This is a genomic window from Lysinibacillus sp. F12, from assembly GCF_057773605.1.
In genome coordinates this window covers 112078-133129 of record NZ_JBYMLP010000003.1, presented here as the reverse complement: position 1 = coordinate 133129, position 21052 = coordinate 112078, and the positions used below count along the sequence as shown (strand labels likewise).

The window sequence follows — 21052 nt, the reverse complement described above, 5'->3', positions numbered from 1 at the left end:
ACTAAAGGAGATGCCGACTGTTCCTTTCGGTATCTCCTTTTTCATCTACGATCCCCTACTACTTTTTAGCATTAGCCAAAGCGTCAGCACGCTCTTGTTCCCACTGAGCAAGCGCTTTCTTAAAGTCTTCATTACTCATTGGTTTTTCCAAAACTTGCTGGCCTTTAAATTTCTCAGCAGTCACACCAAATGGTGAATACTGTGCCTCAAAAGGATTTAATTTAGATGCAACATAGCCACTACCACCAACGGAATAGGGAATTACAAAAGCTTCTTCAATTAAAAAGGCCTCTGCCTTTGCAAATAGCTCATAACGTTTTGCCACATCAATCGTTACTTTTGCTTCATCCACAAGGTTTTGATACGTCGTTTTTCCATTGGCTTCTGTATACCCCTCAGCTAATTCAGGTTTATTATAAGTACCATCCACTGTAAATGGATCCGTATACGTGGATGGATCCGCATAATCTGGACCCCAGTTCGCTTCTAAAAGCGCAAATTTACCAGGACGACGCACCTCAGATAAAAAGCCTGTCGCTGGACCTGCCTCAACAATAATGTCGACATAATCTGTCCCGAGTAATTTTTCAATTTGCTGCTCCACTACTTGGGAACGATTAGCCCAGTCTGGACTACCAGCATTATATGGCAATAACACTTTTACAGGGAATGTAGCTTTTCCCGCTAATGCCGCTTTGGCTTTTTCTTTGAACTCAAGTGCTAGTTCTTTATGAAAGGAATCTTCATTGGAAATAGCTGCAAGCGGCGTTAATTGTGTGTAATCTACCCCTTCAACATCTACAAAGTTTTTTGGGGTAATCGTGTTGCTCAGCAAATCGGCTGGATTATAAGGCTCCATCGTTAGCATGGCGGAAACACGGTCCAGGGCATGAAATATTGATTTTCGGAAATTTTTGTTGTTGACGGCGACCTTCCAGTTATCTGGTTCATATTCTGCGTCAAATTGTGGGTTAAAGTTGAGAGCGTAGAAGTAGGTATAGAAGTTATTTTGTGTTTGACGAACTTGAGATTTTTTCTTATCATCCTTAAACCATTCATCAATAATGGAAGTAGGAATACTTGCGGAATCAATTTCTCCACGTAAAAACAGTTCAGGTGCTACCGTTGCTGCTTCTTTATTATATTTGTAGCGGATACGGTCAATCAGTACTTTGTCTTTATCCCAATACGTATTATTTTTTACTAGAACACGCTCATTTTGTGGCTCAAATTTATCTAAAATATAAGCGCCATTATAAAGGAAATTTTCCCGTGTTGTTCCAAAGTCCACCCCTTTTTCTGCAATGAACTTACCATTCACTGGGAAGAAACAAACGTAGTTTAACATAGAAAGAAAATAAGGTGTTGATGCTTCTAAAGTATATTCTACTGTATGTTCATCCAACGCCTTTATGCCTACCTGCTTGAAATCCGTTATGTCACCGTTATAGAATGCCTCTCCATTTTTTACAACTGTCGCAATCCAGGCTGTCGAGGATTCATTTTTGGCATCAAGAACATATTGTAAACCGTCCACAAAATCCTGTGCAAGTACATTCGCATATTCTTTCCCTTCATGTGTCACCCATTTGGCGTCATCACGCAATTTAAAGGTCCATACAGTGGCATCTTCATTTGCCGACCATTCCTTCGCTAATCCTGGCTGGACTACCCCGTACTTATCATATTCAATGAGACCATCCACCATATTCGCCGCCACCGCAAATTCATTCGTTTCAGACGTTTTTAAATAATTTAATGTTTTAATTTCCCCTGAATACACCACGCGATATTCTGATGCTTTTTCACTCGATGATTCATCATTACAGGCTACACAAAACAATACGACCAGACAAACGAAAAGCCACCCATATTTTCTCACATGCATCCCCCTAGTCCTCTTTTTATAATGAAAATCCTATTGGAAGGACTGATGACATGACCCTCAATAGGATTTTTCAAACATTCGCTAGGTCAGTCTCTATTGACCCTCTCTCTATAGATGCCAACCAAAACTACTTATTCAACATGACAACAGCGTGTCCTATTGGCTCACACGTTCCTTAGTTAAAGCCCATCCTCACAGTCAAGTTAAAAATTGCAAAATACGTAGTACTTCATAAAAATCATCCGTGTTGAATTCTACAGAATTATGTGGTTTAAATGTGGCATTTGGATAAAAGGAATTACGATAAGCCCGTGTATGATCTCGATATATGATTTCTATCATAAAGCGCTCTGGCAATGGTACCTGAATATGCTCACGTGGCACCTTCATCGAGGACTCTACCAGTCTTTTGGTTTCCATAAGCGTTAGCTTCGGGCTGACACTAATAGTTGCATTCCCGATTCCTTCTTTTGTCGCGAAGGTCACAATGTTTTCATTGACGGTCTGAATTTCTTCAGTCAAGCCAACATCCCCACTGACAAACGAAACAGGAACACCATGTAGTGCCGCTGCATACGTATTAATTAAAAATTCACTCGCATACTCACCATTTATTTTGACATCTGCATACGTGCAAAGTGTATGGGCAAGCGGATTACGCGCACTTCCCCCTTTACTGTGATAGCCAATAAAAATCGCACGGTCAAAGCTTTGATCGAGACCCGCAACCATACACATCGGATCGTAAGTCCAGCCACGGATTACCTTACAGTTGATAGGTAAATTAGAAATATCGAGATTGCGTGCTGAATCGTGTGCATCCTTCAATAGTATTTCTGTTGCTCCCCCCGCTATCGCCCCTTCAATGGCAGCCTCTACTTCTTGTGTCATTTGTTTTTGAAAAAATTGATAGTCAGGTGCATTTAACTCTGTTTCACTCCAGGTAGTTGTACCCGTAATGCCTTCTATATCGGCGCTAATATAAACCTTCATTGAATCGAATCTCCTTTATTTCATGATTTTGAATCGTTACCTGAATGGCTCCGTAACAGGCCGTTTTAGCTTGAACTCGTCTTGCCCACGCCACGTTATGAAAATCGTAATGCCACCATTCCTCTGCATAATTACTAAAGCCTACTTGTGTCATACAGTTGTATAATAAACGTCGATGTTGACAAGCCTCTGGATTTTCATTTGAGTTATGTTCAAAATAGCGTGTAGCTGATTTTTCATTCATTTCATCAAAGGCTGTACCGAGATTCAAAGCTTTCCCTTGTCTATCAGCAAGCGTTATATCAATAGCACCTCCTGTTAAATGGGGTGCTAAATGAGCAGCCTCTGCGCTTGGTAAGGCGACATACTTTTTAGTTGCCTGCAGTAATTCTTGTTCTGTAGCATGTGGCAGAATGTGGGCCAATTGCTTTAAAAAATAACTAAATAAATACTGTTGAACTTGGAATGGGCGATAGCCATCATAGATTAGCAGGCTAAAATCCTCCGGTAATAGGGTCAAAGCATGCTGCAAGCGTTCAAACAAACCTTCACGTACATAAATGCTTCGTAAACTATTAGGAATCTTTTGCTGATAGTAAATAGGTTCAACAAAAATTCTTCTATGAAAACCTGTAATCTCGATAAGAGGCTCTTGGCTTTCGATAACAGATGGCCTCTCAGGTGAATTTTCATTTGAAGTCGTTCCAATTGGTTGAAAGAGGTTTACAATACTAGAACACCTCCTTAATTATTAGATTATTCAGTTTTTTAAAATGAATGTTATCATATCTCTCTAGCATTGACTAGATAAAAATACAATTATTACAAATTAGTGGGTATTCTCTTAAAAAGATTCCTAATCCAGCAAAATGTCGTCGAAAAATATCTTTTATCCTCTATTTAAGGATTTTATTCATCTCATGGCCCTCACATGCTAAAAAAATGTTGAATCTAGTGTACTTACGCAAAAAAAGGTTATTGAAACACTGTCTATGTCTCAATAACCTTTTCGCTATGCTTTTTGAAATGAGTAGGCTTCTACTTGATGTCCGTTGCGACCAATTGTGGTTTGTGCCTGAGCTAGTGAATTGAGAATGGCTTCCTCAGTTACCTCTGCCGCAGCCGCAAATAACTGATTCATCACGGGATGATCCTCACGGAGTTGAGTTCTTGTTTCTACAAGCTGTTCAGAAATATGTGGGATGTTGTGTGCAGTTGTAAAGCCTATCACAATGTCTCCACTGCCATGTGAGTAATGACTGCCTGTTCGACCTAAACCTATCCCACAGCGTTTAATGACTCTCTTCAACTGACGACTACTTAGTGGAGCATCGGTGGCAAGGACTATAATAATCGAACCATCTGTTGGCGCTAGGGTCGATGCACATTGGATGGAGGAAGCAGCATAACGTTCAGCTAAAAATTCTGAGCTGTGCCCAAAATTACTGAGCACCATGCAGCCCACCGTATAGCTAATTTCTTCTTTATCAACTTTGACAATTCGAGAAGAGGAGCCAATTCCCCCTTTATAGCCAAAACACATCATTCCTTTTCCAGCGCCAATTGCCCCTTCCTGTGCTGTATTCGGAGAGGCATTACGAATGGCTTCTACGGCATGCTCAGGTGTTACGGGACATGCTCGGATGGAATTTAAATAGCTATCATTGCATTCACCTACAACAATATTGATGGTGCCAGTCGTTTGACCTATATCCTCATTCATGTAGAGCATATAACGTAGTGCTCCCTGCATAACGGCTGGTACACCAAAAGTATTTGTGAGCATAATTGGTGATTCAATCACACCTAGCTCATTCACCTGCACAAGCCCAGTTGTTTTGCCAAAACCATTTAACACATGGCTAGCTGCTGTAACTTTGTGCTGAAATAAATTCCCCCCGTGCGGTAAAATAGCTGTGACACCTGTACAGGCGTAAGCTCCTTCATGATCTATCGACTCATCCAATGTGACATGTCCTACTCGTACCCCTTCAACATCAGTAATACAGTTTTTCTGCCCAGCTGGTAACACACCCACTTCAATGCCGAATTGCCTTACCTTTCCCTGCATATTACGTTTCCTCCTGAATTGCCATTGACACCGCCGCCTGGGCATGAATCATCGTTGTATCAAAGACTGGAACACGGATATCCTGCTGCTGAATGAGCAGGCCAATTTCGGTACAGCCAAGAATTACTCCTTGCGCTCCTGCCTCCACAAGCTCATTAATTACTTGAATGTAATAGGACTTGGAATTTGGGATGATACTCCCCAAACATAATTCCTCATAAATGATCCGGTTAACTTCCATACGTGAATGACGTTCTGGCACAATAACCGCTATTCCATAGCCCTCTACTCTCGACCTATAAAATTCCTGTTCCATTGTGTACATAGTGCCGAGGAGAGCTACTTTTTGTAGTCCAGCCTTTTTTATTTGTTGAGCCGTGGCATCAGCAATATGTAATATGGGGATAGTGATGGCCTCCTCCATAACCTCTACGACCTTATGCATCGTATTGGTACATATAACGATAAAATCTGCACCTGCTCGTTCAAGTGACAGTGCAGCTTGCGCAAGCACAATGCCAGCTTTGTCCCATTGTCCCCTCGCTTGAAAATGCTCAATTTGCTGGAAATCAACACTATACAAAATACATGTAGCAGAATGAAGGCCCCCTAGCTGTAGTTTGACCTGTTCATTTACTAACCTATAATATTCAGCAGAGGATTCCCAGCTCATACCGCCAATCAAGCCAATTGTTTTCATCATCAAAACTCCCTCCTTTTATTCTATTTATTATACATATTAGCCGAATAAAAATGAGAGAATTTTCGGAATTTACCACTCTTATAGGAAAACTCAAAACTTTATTATAATTTATTATATTAGAAAGGTTGATTTTTCATAAAAAAACAGTGTAGACTAAAGCGTACTGTGAAAGGAGGAATAACTTATGGAATGGATTTCAAATATTGTTGATAGTGGAAATAATATTTTATGGACATATATCCTGATTATCTTATTATTAGCTGCTGGACTATATTTTTCATTTGGTACAAAATTTGTACAAATTCGTCTTTTTCCTGAAATGTTTCGTCTGATTGTCGAAAAAAGGGAGGGAGATTCAGGGGTTTCGCCATTCCAAGCCTTTACGATTAGTGCCGCTTCACGTGTAGGCACTGGGAACATTACAGGTGTTGCCTTAGCCATTGGTGTCGGTGGACCAGGTGCAGTATTTTGGATGTGGATTATTGCTATTTTAGGAATGGCAACAGCCTTCATTGAAAGTACTTTAGCACAGGTCTATAAAGTAAAGGATGGCGATACTTTCCGAGGTGGACCTGCCTATTACATGGAAAAAGCGTTAGGTCAAAGAAAACTAGGTATCATTTTTAGTATTCTATTAACACTAAGTTTTGGATTTATATTTAATGCAGTGCAGTCTAACACAATTGCTACTTCGGTTGGGGAAGCATTTGATATAAGTCCAAAGCTCATTGGAGGCTTACTTGTAGCACTAACAGCATTAATTATTTTTGGTGGTGTACAAAGAATTGTAAAGGTAACGCAAGTCCTTGTACCTGTTATGGCCGTCTTCTATTTACTTGTAGCGCTTTTTGTTGTGGTGACAAATTTATCAGAAATACCGAATGTCTTTAAATTAATTTTCACACATGCATTTGGTCTACAAGAAGCTGCTGGTGGAGCAATTGGAGTCGCTATTATGCAAGGGGTACGTCGTGGTTTATTTTCAAATGAAGCTGGGATGGGTAGTGTGCCAAATGCTGCGGCGACTGCTAATACCTCACATCCTGCTAAGCAAGGACTTGTACAAAGCTTAGGTGTCTTTTTCGATACGATTATGATTTGTACAGCAACAGCCTTTATCATTATTTTAGCTGGCTTATATGATAAAGGTGAAAGTAATGGTATTATTTTGACGCAAAATTCCCTAGCTGTACACGTTGGGGATTGGGCTCCTTATTTTATTGCCATTTCCATTATCTTCTTTGCTTTCAGTTCGATTATCGGTAACTATTACTATGGTGAATCTAATATCGAATTTATAAATGCCCATAAGGGTTGGATGGTTATGTATCGCGTTCTAGTACTAGTCATGGTTATGTTCGGCTCTGTAGCACAAGTTCAACTTGTATGGAATTTAGCAGATTTATTTATGGGGCTCATGGCTTTCATCAATATTGCTATCATCATGATTCTTGGTAAAATTGCCTTCCTTGTATTAGATGATTTTACAGGCCAACGCAAAGCAGGTAAAAACCCTGTCTTTTATGCCAAATCAATTCCGACATTAAAAAATACTGATTGTTGGGAAGAAGATCGATAAAATAGGAATGCCCCTCCATTGCAATGAATGGAGGGGCGTTTTTTTAATATTTGAACTGACTAATCAGTTGTTTTAATTCATCGGCCATATGCGCAAGTGCTTGTGCCGAGGCATTGATTTCTTCCATTGATGCTAACTGTTCCTCAGTTGAGGCTGCAACATCTTCAGAAGCGGCTGCATTCCCTTTGGCTGAGAAGGCTAAATCTTCCGTCACTGCTGCTACCTCTTGCACACCAGCAGACATTTGCTCTGAGGCAGAAGAAACCTCTTCCATTTTTGGCGTAATTTCATTCATACTTGTCATAATGACTTGGAATTTCGTAATGGCTTCATCAGAAATATGTAAACCACTTTGAACATCCTCCGTTACCTTAGCCATAATACTTACAGATTGCTCTGTTTCTTGTTGAATTCCGCGAATCAATTCAAAAATTTGTTTAGCCGAATCCTGTGATTGCTCGGCAAGCTTACGGACTTCATCTGCTACAACTGCAAATCCTTTTCCATGCTCGCCTGCTCTTGCTGCTTCAATAGCGGCATTTAAAGCCAGTAAATTAGTTTGATCCGCAATGCTTGTAATGACGTCTAAAATGGATGTAATTTGCTGTGAACGTTCATGTAAGGTTTGAATTTTAGCATTAGAATCAGCAACAGATAAATGAATAGACTGCATTTGATCCTTTGTATTTTGAACAGCTTGTCCGCCCTCATCTGCCTGTAATGTCGCATGCTGTGAAAGGTCCGTCACAGCAGATGAAATTTCAGCAATATGAAGAATAGCTGTTGAAAGCTCATGTAATGATTCTGCATTTTTATTGGCACTAACAGTTTGACCATCTGCACTTGATGCAACATCTTGAATCGAAATTGCGACTTTTTCGGTTGCTATACTTGTTTGATTCGCATTAGCTGTTAGCTCTTCAGCAGACGATGCCACTTCCTCTGCATTTTGTTCAATTTTTTGAATAAGCGTCCGTAAACTTTCCTGCATATCATTAAAGGCCATTCCTAATTGCCCAATTTCATCATTCGAAGTTATCGTAACAGTTTCTGTCAGATCACCTTTACTAATCGTAACGGCGCTATCTTTTAATGCTTTAATTGGTTTAATGACAGCCTTCATCACGAAGTAGAAGATTATAGAACTAATAACGACAGCTGCAAGTAGCACTATAATGGTGTGAGTTAAAATCGATGAAGCCGATTCATCAATTTCCTTGGAAAAGATGGTACCTGTGATTTTCCAATTGGTTACTTCATTCGTCGTATAGAATAAAATACGATCATCGCCGTTAAAGACGTATTCATAGGTGCCAGAGGGACTTTCGTACATTTTATCGAGGAAACTTTCTTTTATCTTGCCACCCGCTTCGAGGGTAGGATGGGAAATGACCAGATTGTCTTCCCCAAAAATAGAGGGATAACCATTTTTCCCAATTCGAATGGAATCTGCAATTTTTTGAAGGTTTGTTAATTTAATATCAATAGCGACAACCCCTGACTGGTCCTTAATCTGTTTAGCCACCGTGACAACCATATCACCTGTTCCCGCATCCTTATACGGGTTAGTAATTAAAGTTTCACCTTTTAAAGCCGTCGCTTGTTTATACCAATCTCGATCTAATGGATTATAATCCGCATCATTCAATCTGGGTACTTGAGAAAACGAACCATCATTTGTTCCAACATAAATACTTAAAACGTCTGGATTAAGCTGTCCATATTGTTTAAACTTTGATTCAATAGACGTTTGAGATTGCTTAAATTGCTGTGCATCTATTTCACTACTAAACACTTGAATGTCATTCATCTTATCAGTAATCGTTTGATCAATTAGCTTATTTAGAATTCCTACACTTTCATTGGCGCTAAATAAGATTTCCTCTTCAATGGAATCCTTAGCTGATAAATAAGATAAACTACCTACAGATATAACAGGAATTAGTAATACTAGCGCAAATAGCGTATAAAGCTTGCCCTTAAAACTGCTAAATATTTTCTTCATATATTATTCTCCTTTTGTTTCTTGAAGTGAAAAATATCACTTGTCAGCCTGATATTTGCTACAACCGTTCCCACTCTGTATCTGTTTTACATCTCTCCCATAGCTTTTATCGGATGAAATATTATTTTTCAAACATAATTATGATTTTTTTATTATTCAGTCTTTACAGATACTCTAAATCCCTGTAATTGTCAGGAATAACTTCCTATTAGCCCACAACTTACTAATCAATAGCTACACGCTGAAATGGCTTCTATTGGTCTAGACTTTATAGAAATTGGAACTGCTGAACTGATAAAAAGGTAATAAAAAGAGGTTGTCCAATGATTTATTTAACCAGTAGACCCCTCTTTTATCCTGAGCTTAATATTTAAATGTTTGTATCGATTCCTGTAAATCTATCGCCATTTTCGCTAAATGTGTGGAAGCCGCCGCTACTTCCTCCATTGCCGCATTTTGCTCTTGGGAAGAAGCGGCAACGCTTTGCACATGACGGCTTGATTTCATAGATACCTCACCTATGTAGTCAATTTCTTGGACAAGCTGTTCAATATCTTGATGGATGGTACGAATAGCTGCGGTAACTAACTCCGTCTGTGCTTGAACATCATTAATAGCATCATCAATTTGTATAAAATTATCTCTTGCCACATTAACCTTATCCCGACCTACATGCACCGAATCATTGCTATTGACCATATCTTCTTCAATTATTCTTGTACTGTCAGTAATTTGAGCTACTACTTTTTCAATTTCCACTGCTGCAAAATTAGACTCATCTGCCAGCTTGCGTACTTCCTCAGCGACAACGGCAAACCCTTTCCCATGTTCACCGCTTCGTGCCGCTTCAATAGAGGCATTGATAGCAAGTAAATTGGTCTGCGTCGCAATACTTTTAATGACATTTACAGCTGCTACAATAGCTGCTGAATTATCATCTAAATCCTGGACACGCGTATTTAATTCACTCGTATTGGCTGAAATTTCATCCATTTGTACCGTTGCATCGTGGACAGAAGAACGACCTAAACTCGCCATATTTTTCGTTTCGACGGTTGCATCATTAACATTTTGAATGCTAGTGGAAATATCATTCATTTTCTTCAAAATATGGGCCGATAAATTCCGTACATCACCTGTTAAAGTATCCTGCTCTTCAATTCCATGTGCAATATCTTGAATCGACTCTGTGACAACCTCCGTTGCCTGTGTGACCTCCATACTACTTGCCGTTAGCTGCTCAGAGGTCGCTGCCACTTGTTCAGAGGAATTTCCTACTTGCTTCATCATCTGACGAAGCTTTTCTGACATTGTATTGAATGACTGGGCTAGGTGAGCAAATTCATCATTTGTTTTGAATTGAAGATGGGTGTTTAAATTCCCCTCTGAGAATGTATCCATTTCACTGACCGTTTGTTGGATATTTTTAGCAATCCTTCTACCAAATACAGTGGCAATAATGATGCTAATGAGGAGAGAAATTGCCGCCAATATCAATATTTCAATACCACTTCTTTCCCCTTTTTGCTTGGTCGCCTCTATATGTGCTAGCATGTCTTCCTGCTGTGCAGTGGCCATTGTCTTTCCAAAGACTACAAGTTTCAAAGAGCCCTCCCCTAAAATCGGCAAGGCTACTTGCTGAGCCTGTTCTATTTCGCCACGTTTATAAAGCGGAATAATCTGTCCATCTATCGCCTTTTCCCAATCATCAAGCTGTTGTAAAAATTGTTCAAAATCTTGATTGCGAGCGCCTATTTCTTGAAGGCGATTAATGGATGTATGTAAGGTATTCCGAATTTCATGATGATTGTTTAACATTTCTTCCTTACCATATAATATATATCCTCGAATAGCTGCGTTTGCACGCACAGTTTGGAACGAGATATCTTGATATAGATGGATTAATTCCGTATTGTCTTCGATTTCAGCTAGTGTCCTATTATTATTAGTTAAGAAATACATCGCAATGGCTGTAATCATTAATAAGAAGGCTAGCACGATACCAAAAGCAATTTGTAGTTTACGTTCCACAGTTAATCTCATATGATTCCCTCAATTCTACTGTAATCACCATTGAGTATATCCTACCTAAATCTATTATCCTATAAAATATGTACCTTTTCTCACAAAATATCGCTAAAATTTAACAATAATGAAAACTCCACCTGAAAACTATTGACAATAATATCCACTATTACGCTAGTTTAAATAGGAATTAATCCATTGAAAGCCATGTAGATATAACCAAAAAAGTGGGAGAAGTAATACCATTTTCATGAAAAGCCCCCTTTTTTCCACATATTCACGAATACCTGAAGTAAGCATCAGGACACTTAGTAATAATAAGCTATGCTGAGCCCCATATATTTGCATCGTAAATGTGATCGTTAATGGTAGGAGGACAGGAAGAATAAAATCAGAAGCGAGTCTCTTCTCCTTTTCTTTCATCAAGTTTTTCTGATCAGTTTTCGATGTACCTCCTATTAATTGCTTTGCCAGCATATATGCTAGACTAAAAAATAAAATTGTATACATAATAAATAATAACCATGGCGTTCGGCTTTCTTCATTCAATAAAAGAAAATAATCTACCACTTCTTTAGTTTGTAGTTTATAATACTGCATCGTTTTCTGATCCATGAAGAATAATTGTTCGTCGTCCACCATCACCTTAACAGCCATTTCCTTTCCATTATCGAAACGAATATATAAATCACTCGTTGGGGTAGGTTCGGTTGGTCGACTGGTCGGGACTTTTTTGGTCTGTAAAGCTTGTTGCAGGTGTTCTGTATCTTTCACCTCATAACGATTAAGGTAGAACACTTGCTTTAATGGATATAAATATTGCTCCTTGCCATCATTTCCAGACATATACCATGCCTGCTCAATCGTTTGAAAATGACTATGCGGAAGGGTTACTAGTTCGTCTCTTTGCCTTTCATTGTTCAAAAACAGCAGGAGGGTGATGAGGCTAAGCGTAATGCCAAGAATTAGTGTAAGTAAATGTCCAACCCGATTCATTGCTTATACTCCTTTACTCTTTACATATATAGTAATTATTGTAATATACGGTTTACCCATCCAATAAGTTTCATCTATACTAAAGGATGGAGGTGGAACGGGAAATGAGCAAGCCAGAATTATATGTTAATTTAGTAGTAGGACCTGATTGTGATTTCGAATCAATGGCCATCCGAGCCGCACTTGAATCCTTTGGTGCAAGGGTAACGCTTCATTTGATTGGTAGACCAAATGATTTGATTGATGTCTTATCGGGCATTGATCTTCATGGCAAAATGGATTATCTCATTTTGAATTTTCACGGAGATGAAGGACGCTTTTGTCTGCCTGAGTTAGGGGAGGATGTGTATGAAGACGATGAACCAAAGAGTTTGTACTTTGGTCCATTGGATATACAAACTTATAGCCGCCTACAGGGTGTAAAGGTTATTGCCGCAGGCTGTACATTAGGGTGGAAACAGCTCGCAACAGCATTTTTAGAAAGTGGCTGTCACTCCTATTTAGCACCAGATGATTATATCGATGGTAACGCAAATCTTATGTTTCTTATTCGCTTTTTCTATGAGATCATCTCTCATCATAAAAATCAGCAGGAAGCATATGAACTAGCTCAAGCCATTGATTCGGAGACGGCAATGTACAAGCTTTATGTATCATAAAAAAAGATCGTAGCAACTAAAAGATTGCTACGATCTCTCTTATTTTTCGTGGATGTTTTCAAGCATAGCCTTGTTAAACGTTTGCGACTGTCCTCTCGCTATACTTAACGTTTGCCAGTCAGATCCCTTTACTTGCTTCGCGATATATATAATTTGACCAATATGCTGTGAATAATGAGCCATTTGTCTTTCTATCGCATCGATTACCGCTAGCTTTTCCCCTCTGATTGTGACATGTCCCTGCAAATCGGATTCTGTAATACTTGCCAAAGCATCTAAAAATACTTGCCAGCCCTCTTCCCAGACCGCGAGAATTGCTTCTTTTGTATAAAGACTATTGATAAACTCATCATCCCGATTTCGTGTAGTTTTCTCACCATCTGTCGTTAAAAAATCAGTCCAGCGCGAAATCATATTACCACTAACATGTTTAACAATGACCGCGATACTATTGGATTCTTCATTATACGCCCAGTGCAGTTCTGCCCCCTCCAATTGATCCAGTGCCTTATCGCCTAACTCTTTCACACTTTTAAATCTCTTTTGAACAACCTGTAAATACGTTTCCGCAATCGTCATAGTCGATCCCCATCCCCTCTTTTTTATTATTATAAGTAGAAAATCTTACTTTTTACCAGCTATTTACCAAGAATAAATTCCTTGACGATAGTTGCCATTTCTTCCTGCATTTCTTGTGGATCTCCATTTAGTTGGTAACCAATGTGATAGACATAGCCGTTGTAGTACGAATAGTATTCGTTGGCTCTTGTAGTCATTTGATAGATTCTCTTATCAGCTGCGTCGTAATTATAGTAAATATAAGGAAAACCTTGATTTGGTGTCATCTCCCGAAATAACACAGGATTCATGAAATTTAATGCTACATTTGAAATCTTAATATCTGCAGTATCTTCAATATTTTGAGATTTTACATAGTCTGCTAAGGGATTTCGATCGACATTTGTCACTGTAAAATTAATATATTGTAAATCCACGCCAGTGTAAGATTTTTCTTTAAAACTAAATTGGAATTGCGTTTGCTGACTACCATCATCCATTTTTGATGTTACCGCATATACTTCCTGAATATTCGGTTTAAATGGTAGATTTTCGGATTTAGTGAGATGGACTGCATTTCCCAACAAAGTACCTACTGATTGCATAGCCTCGAAGCCTTGAAGTGGTGCATAATATTTAATATTTTTTGCCTGACTTAAATAAAGTGATATCGGAAAAAACTGACTGTACGTTGTATCTTTTCCTTCTACTTCTGTATGAAATAAATCTGTGAATAGAAGTTTTTTTCCTTCATCTTTTACCTCTGTCGTCACCTGATCCATTGGCTGTGTTGCTTGCCAAGCAATGAAAAATAAAATAGAACATGTGATCATAACGGTGAATGCACGATATGTCCATTTTGACTTGGATGGATACGACTCTTGCTGAACATGTTGTCGAACCTTTTGAATAATCACCTCTTTATGTGCTGTGACATCCTGTAACACCTGCATGGTATGTTTATCCATGGTAAAGTACCTCCCATTCAATATGTTGTAAATCTACTCTTAGTAGCTCCTTCCCCTTCTTCAAACGAGACTTTACCGTACCCTCAGGAATTGTCAGTAGTTCAGCAATTTCTTTAATCGTCATTTCTTCTAAGTAGTAATAAACTATCGCTTCTCGCGGTTTGATGGGTAAGCGTAAAATAGCTTCATCTAATAAAGCATGTTCATCTTGAAGAATAAGTGCATCCTCAAAATTGGATTTTTGCTTTAAAAATTTATGTTGAAATTTAATTTTTCGATAGGCCCAGCTTTTTAAATAATCCTTGCATTTATTGATCGTCATGCGAGCAAGGTATGCCTTCAGTTCTCCTCGTTCCTCATAATGTTTTTGATGATAAAATTTAATAAAAACATCCTGCACAATATCCTCTGCTATTTGTAAATCCTTCGTATAGTAATAAGCAATACGAAACAAACTCTCCGTATGTATAGCCATCAGCTGCTCCAATTTTTCTATATTAGACATATACATTCCCTCCTTCTACACTATAAACGATTCCCAACCAGAAAAAGATTATTTTTCCAGATTTTAAAGGACATAAAAAAACCGTCTCAAAAATTTGAGACGGTTTTCTATTTATAAATTTTCATCAATATATGTTTCAATATCAGAAGCTATTGTATCAATTGGTACATCTTCAATATTTTCAGCGAAGCCATTATACATTTTAACGATTGTTCCCTCTTTATCAACTAGGAAAAATTGATTACCATGGATAACTTGATCACTATTAGGATCATTTTTCACTAAAATTTTCGTATTTTTAACCGCAAACTGTTCAATATACTTTTGTGAATACCCTGTAAGAAGATTCCACTTAGAATCATCTGGCACATTATATTTACTAATATAGTTGGCTAATACTTCTGGCGTATCAACATCTGGATCTACAGAAAAGGCGACGATATTATAATCCTCTACCCCTTTTTTCTGAAGCTTTTCTTGGACTTGTGCCATATTCAAGGACATTGGTGGGCAAATCGATACACAATTCGTGAAAATATACATACCGATCCATGGCTTGCCTTTTAAACTTTCAAGTGAAACCGTCTCTCCACGCTGATTGACATGTTCAAAATCAGGTATCTCTAAACTATAATCTGCTTTAAATTTAGAATTCCCGCAGGCACCTAGCACAGTCACACAGGCTAAAAGCAATACTAGCCCCATTCGTTTATGTTTCATGTTAACACTCTCCCTAACCTACACTATCCTCATCCTAACTTAGGCTGTAAGCGTTGACAAGAACCTCTAGGTGACAGCTTTCGTACATATTTGTGAAATTAATTTCATTTTAAGGAAACAAGTGCCTCATGAATCGCATCTAGCTTTACCTCGACACGGTGTAATAAATAAAAGGACACTAAAATCGGAAAACCAATATCCGATATCATGTTTAACCACTGTTCCATTGCTATGCCCCCTCTCACTAGGTAAAAATGGCCTTTGCAGTTCTCTTAGCAAAGACCATTTTTTCATTATTCTGTTGCTACATCGAATTCTATTACCTTTCGTTCTACAATGCGTGCACCTTTGATAGCTGTCAATGCTCCAGCTTGTCCAGAAAATACATTTTTAGCCATAATAGTTTTCATGACTTGTTGAATGTCAGCTGCTGTTACTGTTGGCTTTGGAGCATCAATCGTAAGCATGGATGTTTTACCATCCGCTGTAACAAATTGTAACTCTAAAACTTGTGTCATTTTGTCATCCCCCCTTAAGATAATTCGCTTGTCTCTTGCTTTTCAATACCGGCTAATGCTTGTGATGAGAGACTGGCCATCGCTTGGGCGACAGCTACTAAATCTTCTACGCTATGTGTCTTAGCGATATTACGATACGATTTAGTAGTGTATGTTGGCTCGTTTTGCTCATTGTAGCCTTCCACATATTTCAGACGCAGTGTAGCTTGTAAAAAATTCACGTTCGCCATCCATCGTCACCTCCCTTCATACACTATATAAAGACGAATTGCTAAAAAAGGGACATTATAGGATGAATTTTTTTTCAGAAGCTTTTATAATAGAGTCAGAGAAGGCAAAGAGGTGAACGATTTGTTACAAGGTTGGTTTTTATGGTTTATTTTATTTTGGGTGGTTGTCCTCATTTCATTGATGGCGATTGGCGGCTTTTTCATGTTCCGCAAGTTTTTAAAAGCACTCCCAAAGCAGGATGGAAAGTCTGATTTAGATTGGCAGGAATTTTATTTAGATAAAACAATCCATTTATGGGGACAAGCTGAAAAAGAGTTACTCTATGAGCTTGTAAGCCCTGTCCCTGAGCTCTTTAGACAAGTAGCAAAGGAGAAGATTGCAGGGAAAATTGGCGAGCTTGCTTTAGAGGAAAAAGCACCTGCCATTAACAATGACCTCATTATTCGTGGCTACATCCAAGCAACACCTAAACGCGATCACAAATTTTTACGCAAAAAATTAGAGCAAATGCAAATTGACATCGCCCCCTACGAACATTTATTTGAATAAAGAAAACTACGCAGCACACAAGCTTGTGCTGCGTTTTTTAGGGGTACTGCTTTGAGCGGACCATCCTCATTTGGCGTTCTATCCGTCTATTCGAGCGTTCTATCCGTCACTTTGGGCGTTCTATCCACCACTTTTGCAGTTCTATCCGTCACTTTGAGCGTTCTATCCACCTCTTTTGCAGTTCTATCCGTCACTTTGGGCGTTCTATCCACCACTTTTGCAGTTCTATCCGTCACTTTGGGCGTTCTATCCACCTCTTTTGCAGTTCTATCCGTCACTTTGGGCGTTCTATCCGCCACTTTTGCAACCTATCCGTCAATTCGAGCGTTCTATCCACCACTTTTGCAACCTATCCGTCAATTCGAGCGTTCTATCCGCCACTTCTGCAATCCTATCCGTCAATTCGAGCGTTTCACCCTCCACGATGCATAACAAATTCGCCCCACCTCCCGAATCTAAAGCATAAAAAAACTACACTAGTTTGAGCACTAGTGTAGCTGGGGAATCGTTTTTTTGATTTTTTTAAACTGGATTAACATGGCAATTCGCCAAGGTACTAACATGGCGAAGGCTAGGATCCAGAACATGCCTGCTAATTCACCAACATCGATGGAGCTGCTTAGAACCATTTTAGCCACTACTCGGAATATTAATAAACCAAATAATATAAAAACGAATGCTTTTGAACGTTTTAAATAAATATCTCGACCTTTCACTTCAAATTTGGAAGTGGCAATTAAAATTGTCGAGAACACCATTCCTACAGCGGCTGCTTCTAATATTTGCATCGGTGGTACTCGGAATTGTTCAAATAAAAACATGAGTGCACCAGAAGACATCGCGATGGGCGGAATAATAATTTTCTTCTCATTTGTTGGCATTTTGGAAGCTCTCATACGTATAACCATGACAAAGCTACCCATTAGAATGGCCATAATGGTCGACCCAATAACATAATAGTGAGAAGGGATATTGCTCAACATAAAAGATCCTCCTCTAATGTCAAATTAGCAATTTTGACCAAGTAATTGGTCAGCGACGGCTCTTAATCTTTCTGGCTCAAAGGGCTTGGTAATAAAATCTTTCGCCCCACTTTCAATCGCTTCTACAATTAACTTTTGTTGGCCTAATGCTGTTACCATAATTATTTTTGCATTTGGAAATTCTGGGATAATTTTTTTTACCGCCGCAATACCAGTCATAACGGGCATCGTTACATCCATTGTTACTAAATCTGGTTGTAACTCTCGATACATAGCCACAGCTTCTTTACCATTTGCTGCCTTACCTACTACGTCATAACCCCATTCTGAAAACATATTACTGATTGCAACACGCATAAATAGCGTATCATCCACTACTAAAACTGTAGGCACATGTTCATCTCCCTCCACGTTAAAGTACGGTATGCCTCTTTAGTTTAACAAATTAAAAGCCTGTAAATCCACCGAAAATAGGCTGTAATATACGAGTAATATACGTTAATCCATCAAAGAATAACAAGATACCCACGGCAATCATGATATAACCACCGATTTTCACGATTTTTTGGCTATGTGTGCGAATCCAAGTCATTCGTGAAATAAAGAACGATAACACAAAGAATGGGATTGCGAACCCTAAATAATAGGCGAACATATAGCTAAAGCCCGCGCCTGGGTTTGTACTAGCCAACATTATAATAGAAGCTAAAATTGGTCCTGTACATGGTGTCCATCCTGCCGCAAAGGCAATACCAATTAAAACAGATCCCAAATAGCCAGATGGTCGATTTTTAAATTGAAACTTCCGATCCTTCATAAGGAAATCAATTTGTAGCAATCCAACAATCATTAAACCAAATACTACGATTAAAATGGCACCAACCTGACGTAGTAAAGTTTGATAATTCAGGAAAAACTCTGCCGCATAGGAGGCACTTAGTCCGATAATAATAAAAATAATTGAAAATCCTAGTAAAAAGAATAGTGTGTGGAAAATGGCACGCTTTTGTAGCATCCCTTTTTCTGATTTTAGCTCATCTAATGTCATACCAGTTATGTACGATAAAAATGCTGGATACAATGGGAGGGTACATGGTGAAATAAAACTTAGAAACCCTGCACCAAAAGCTAAAAATACGTTAATATCTGTTCCCATATTTTTCGATCGCTCCTTACAGTTACTGCAACCATCGTACCAAAAAAACTGATAAATTGCGCCCTTCCTGATTGTGAACGTTTCATGGCAAAATGATGAGATTTCTGAAAAGTCCTCCCAAACATATAAAAAGCTTAATAAGCTACTTCTGCATTATGCGCCGCTGTTGATTTTCTGTCAACAAAATTCGCCATTATTCTACATTTTTAAATAAGCTTACCTATCTCATTTTTTTAGCCAATGCACCGTTTTTTATACACTATTCAGGAGTAATTATCTGATCTTCATGTATAATATTCATAACAAACGCGCATTTGATTGAAAAAAGAGGTGTAGCTCCTTGGAATTAAAAAAAATAAAACCTAAAAAAATCTATGAAGAAGTGTCCGAAATTTTGCATGAAAAAATAAGAGGTGGTGTTTTAAAGCCGGGTGATCGACTGGACTCGGTTGAACAGCTTGCTGAACAATTGCAAGTTAGCCGTTCCGCTGTGCGAGAGGCGCTTTCTGCCTTAAAGGCAATGGGATTGATTGAAATCAAACAAGGCTCAGGGACTTTTGTAAAGAGTGTGCCTCCAAACAGACTCGATTTTCCATTATCTACAGCCATGTTATCGAATAAACTTGATATTGCCCGTTTATTAGAAGTTCGCAAAATCATTGAGGTAGGCGCAGCTGCGAGTGCCGCAAACAACCGTACAGAACAGGATATTCAAGTAATGGTTCAAATCTTAGATAATATGAAGCAAGCCCATGGGGATGGTGAACTTGGTGAAAAAGTGGATTATCAATTTCATGTGGCAATTGCAACTGCCTCCCAAAACCCCCTACTTGCTACCATTCTAGATCAAATTTCTGGGCTGATGATTGATACAATGAAAGAAACACGCCGCATTTGGTTGTACTCTAAAAAAACAACAAGCGAGCAACTATATGAGGAACATATGAAAATCTTCCTTGCTATTCAACAGCAAAATGAAGAATTGGCCAAACAGGCGATGACCTCTCATTTAAGCAATGTTGAAAAGGTTCTATTACAATATTTTGAAACAACGGAATCCAACCTGCTTTAAAACAGCCTAGCTCTCGACTAGGTTGTTTTATTTTTTCTGAAAATTCCATCAAAACATCTTCTTTCTTTGAAAAGTTTGTAGTATGATACATATAACCAAAAGTCATCTGATGACCTGTTGTTTATAAAAAGGAGCGATGCATATGAAAGTAACTCTCTTTGCTACTTGCCTAGTGGATATGTTTCAGGGAGATATAGGGAAATCTGTTGTGGAAGTGTTAGAAAGACTTGGCTGTGAAATTGATTTTCCTGAGCAACAAATTTGCTGTGGACAGCCCGCCTATAATAGTGGCTATGTGAAAGAATCCAAAAATGCGATGAAAAGAATGATTTCTGCCTTCGAGCATGCTGATTACGTCGTCTCCCCCTCTGGTTCTTGTGTTTATATGTTTAAGGAATATCCAGAGATTTTTAAGGGAGACCCTCTATGGGCATCAAAAGCAAAGGCATTGGCAGCCAAAACGTATGAGTTTACTGAATTTATTGTCCATGTATTAAAGATAGAGGATGTTGGAGCCCATTTAGAGGGCAAAGCTACTTACCATACTTCCTGCCATATGACTCGCCTCCTTGGAGTGAATGAGGCTCCTATAAAGTTATTACAAAACGTCGATGGTTTACAGTATGTGGAGCTCCCAGGAAAAGATAGGTGCTGTGGGTTTGGTGGCACATTCTCTGTCAAAATGGGCAATATATCTGGCGAAATGGTTCAAGAAAAGGTCCACCATGTAGAGGAGACAGGGGCGGATTATTTAATCGGAGCAGATGCTGGCTGTTTAATCAATATGGGTGGTCGTATTCATCGCCAAGGAAAGCCAATTAAAGTAATGCACATTGCAGAGGTTTTAAATTGCCGATAAAAGGAGGAACATTC

Annotated in this window: 24 protein-coding genes; 5 read left to right on the top strand and 19 right to left on the bottom strand. The window is 38.7% G+C overall.

Features of this window, described 5'->3' with window-relative positions; all coding sequences use genetic code 11:
• Window positions 1–58: 58 nt before the first annotated feature.
• The 5 genes from AC3CH7_RS14435 to AC3CH7_RS14415 all read right to left on the bottom strand — a co-directional run bounded on the left by AC3CH7_RS14435 (window position 59) and on the right by AC3CH7_RS14415 (window position 5652).
• The gene (locus AC3CH7_RS14435) at window positions 59–1888 is read right to left on the bottom strand and encodes a peptide ABC transporter substrate-binding protein (RefSeq protein WP_036161304.1); all 1830 of its coding nucleotides are present in this window, start codon (window positions 1886–1888) and stop codon (window positions 59–61) included.
• Window positions 1889–2086: 198 nt separating this feature from the next.
• Window positions 2087–2881 (bottom strand): M55 family metallopeptidase, encoded by a 795-nt coding sequence (locus tag AC3CH7_RS14430; protein ID WP_012293932.1) that lies wholly within the window; start codon window positions 2879–2881, stop codon window positions 2087–2089.
• Window positions 2865–3425: a M15 family metallopeptidase gene (locus tag AC3CH7_RS14425; protein WP_207889824.1), complete on the bottom strand. Its 561-nt coding sequence runs from the start codon at window positions 3423–3425 to the stop codon at window positions 2865–2867. The genes AC3CH7_RS14430 and AC3CH7_RS14425 overlap by 17 nt, the downstream gene beginning before the upstream one ends.
• Before the next feature lie 468 nt (window positions 3426–3893).
• Complete coding sequence (locus tag AC3CH7_RS14420) at window positions 3894–4952, bottom strand: DmpA family aminopeptidase (RefSeq protein WP_488381531.1); 1059 nt, start codon at window positions 4950–4952, stop codon at window positions 3894–3896.
• A gap of 1 nt (window position 4953) precedes the next feature.
• On the bottom strand, window positions 4954–5652 hold the full coding sequence (locus AC3CH7_RS14415) for an aspartate/glutamate racemase family protein (RefSeq protein ID WP_036162679.1): 699 nt from the start codon (window positions 5650–5652) through the stop codon (window positions 4954–4956).
• A 187-nt stretch (window positions 5653–5839) separates the two neighbouring features.
• Between AC3CH7_RS14415 and AC3CH7_RS14410 the strand changes: the two genes are divergently transcribed.
• Window positions 5840–7234 carry an alanine/glycine:cation symporter family protein gene (locus AC3CH7_RS14410; protein WP_012293928.1) on the top strand — a complete coding sequence of 465 codons (1395 nt, stop codon included), beginning with the start codon at window positions 5840–5842 and terminating at the stop codon, window positions 7232–7234.
• Between the two features lie 43 nt (window positions 7235–7277).
• Here the strand turns inward: AC3CH7_RS14410 and AC3CH7_RS14405 are convergent, their stop codons facing one another.
• From AC3CH7_RS14405 to AC3CH7_RS14395, 3 genes are all read right to left on the bottom strand, one after another.
• Entirely contained in the window at window positions 7278–9239 is a 1962-nt protein-coding gene (locus AC3CH7_RS14405) for a methyl-accepting chemotaxis protein (RefSeq protein ID WP_012293927.1), read from the bottom strand.
• A 363-nt stretch (window positions 9240–9602) separates the two neighbouring features.
• Window positions 9603–11282 (bottom strand): methyl-accepting chemotaxis protein, encoded by a 1680-nt coding sequence (locus AC3CH7_RS14400; protein ID WP_332290642.1) that lies wholly within the window; start codon window positions 11280–11282, stop codon window positions 9603–9605.
• A gap of 156 nt (window positions 11283–11438) precedes the next feature.
• Window positions 11439–12260, bottom strand: coding sequence for a hypothetical protein (locus AC3CH7_RS14395; protein WP_207889821.1), 822 nt, complete (start codon window positions 12258–12260; stop codon window positions 11439–11441).
• A gap of 104 nt (window positions 12261–12364) precedes the next feature.
• On the opposite strand from AC3CH7_RS14395, the gene AC3CH7_RS14390 reads away from it, so the two are divergent.
• A complete protein-coding gene (locus AC3CH7_RS14390) occupies window positions 12365–12919 on the top strand; it encodes a hypothetical protein (RefSeq protein ID WP_031419605.1) in 555 nt (184 codons plus the stop codon).
• Between the two features lie 39 nt (window positions 12920–12958).
• Here AC3CH7_RS14390 and AC3CH7_RS14385 read toward each other — a convergent pair whose 3' ends face one another.
• The 7 genes from AC3CH7_RS14385 to AC3CH7_RS14355 form a co-directional block, all read right to left on the bottom strand.
• Window positions 12959–13498: a DUF1572 family protein gene (locus AC3CH7_RS14385; protein WP_012293922.1), complete on the bottom strand. Its 540-nt coding sequence runs from the start codon at window positions 13496–13498 to the stop codon at window positions 12959–12961.
• A gap of 59 nt (window positions 13499–13557) precedes the next feature.
• Window positions 13558–14445 carry a hypothetical protein gene (locus tag AC3CH7_RS14380; RefSeq protein ID WP_031419603.1) on the bottom strand — a complete coding sequence of 296 codons (888 nt, stop codon included), beginning with the start codon at window positions 14443–14445 and terminating at the stop codon, window positions 13558–13560.
• The gene (locus AC3CH7_RS14375) at window positions 14438–14950 is read right to left on the bottom strand and encodes an RNA polymerase sigma factor (RefSeq protein WP_198694821.1); all 513 of its coding nucleotides are present in this window, start codon (window positions 14948–14950) and stop codon (window positions 14438–14440) included. Before AC3CH7_RS14375 ends, AC3CH7_RS14380 begins: the two co-directional genes overlap by 8 nt.
• A 111-nt stretch (window positions 14951–15061) precedes the next feature.
• Entirely contained in the window at window positions 15062–15670 is a 609-nt protein-coding gene (locus AC3CH7_RS14370) for an SCO family protein (RefSeq protein WP_012293921.1), read from the bottom strand.
• Between the two features lie 104 nt (window positions 15671–15774).
• Window positions 15775–15897 (bottom strand): YvrJ family protein, encoded by a 123-nt coding sequence (locus tag AC3CH7_RS14365; protein WP_012293920.1) that lies wholly within the window; start codon window positions 15895–15897, stop codon window positions 15775–15777.
• Between the two features lie 66 nt (window positions 15898–15963).
• The gene (locus AC3CH7_RS14360; RefSeq protein ID WP_012293919.1) at window positions 15964–16188 is read right to left on the bottom strand and encodes a DUF2922 domain-containing protein; all 225 of its coding nucleotides are present in this window, start codon (window positions 16186–16188) and stop codon (window positions 15964–15966) included.
• Between the two features lie 14 nt (window positions 16189–16202).
• A complete protein-coding gene (locus AC3CH7_RS14355; protein WP_031419598.1) occupies window positions 16203–16418 on the bottom strand; it encodes a DUF1659 domain-containing protein in 216 nt (71 codons plus the stop codon).
• Between the two features lie 121 nt (window positions 16419–16539).
• On the opposite strand from AC3CH7_RS14355, the gene AC3CH7_RS14350 reads away from it, so the two are divergent.
• A complete protein-coding gene (locus tag AC3CH7_RS14350; RefSeq protein ID WP_008175629.1) occupies window positions 16540–16968 on the top strand; it encodes a DUF2621 domain-containing protein in 429 nt (142 codons plus the stop codon).
• A gap of 86 nt (window positions 16969–17054) precedes the next feature.
• Here the strand turns inward: AC3CH7_RS14350 and AC3CH7_RS14345 are convergent, their stop codons facing one another.
• The 4 genes from AC3CH7_RS14345 to AC3CH7_RS14330 all read right to left on the bottom strand — a co-directional run bounded on the left by AC3CH7_RS14345 (window position 17055) and on the right by AC3CH7_RS14330 (window position 19107).
• Entirely contained in the window at window positions 17055–17267 is a 213-nt protein-coding gene (locus tag AC3CH7_RS14345; RefSeq protein WP_488381532.1) for a hypothetical protein, read from the bottom strand.
• Between the two features lie 189 nt (window positions 17268–17456).
• A complete protein-coding gene (locus tag AC3CH7_RS14340) occupies window positions 17457–17951 on the bottom strand; it encodes a CcdC family protein (protein WP_031419595.1) in 495 nt (164 codons plus the stop codon).
• 24 nt (window positions 17952–17975) lie between these two features.
• Window positions 17976–18344, bottom strand: a complete 369-nt coding sequence (locus AC3CH7_RS14335; RefSeq protein WP_257216252.1) for a response regulator — start codon at window positions 18342–18344, stop codon at window positions 17976–17978.
• Window positions 18345–18396: 52 nt separating this feature from the next.
• Entirely contained in the window at window positions 18397–19107 is a 711-nt protein-coding gene (locus tag AC3CH7_RS14330; RefSeq protein WP_031419593.1) for a cytochrome c biogenesis CcdA family protein, read from the bottom strand.
• 340 nt (window positions 19108–19447) lie between these two features.
• Between AC3CH7_RS14330 and AC3CH7_RS14325 the strand changes: the two genes are divergently transcribed.
• The gene (locus AC3CH7_RS14325) at window positions 19448–20179 is read left to right on the top strand and encodes a FadR/GntR family transcriptional regulator (RefSeq protein WP_269816523.1); all 732 of its coding nucleotides are present in this window, start codon (window positions 19448–19450) and stop codon (window positions 20177–20179) included.
• A 142-nt stretch (window positions 20180–20321) separates the two neighbouring features.
• Window positions 20322–21038: a (Fe-S)-binding protein gene (locus tag AC3CH7_RS14320; protein WP_031419591.1), complete on the top strand. Its 717-nt coding sequence runs from the start codon at window positions 20322–20324 to the stop codon at window positions 21036–21038.
• Window positions 21039–21052 lie beyond the last annotated feature (14 nt).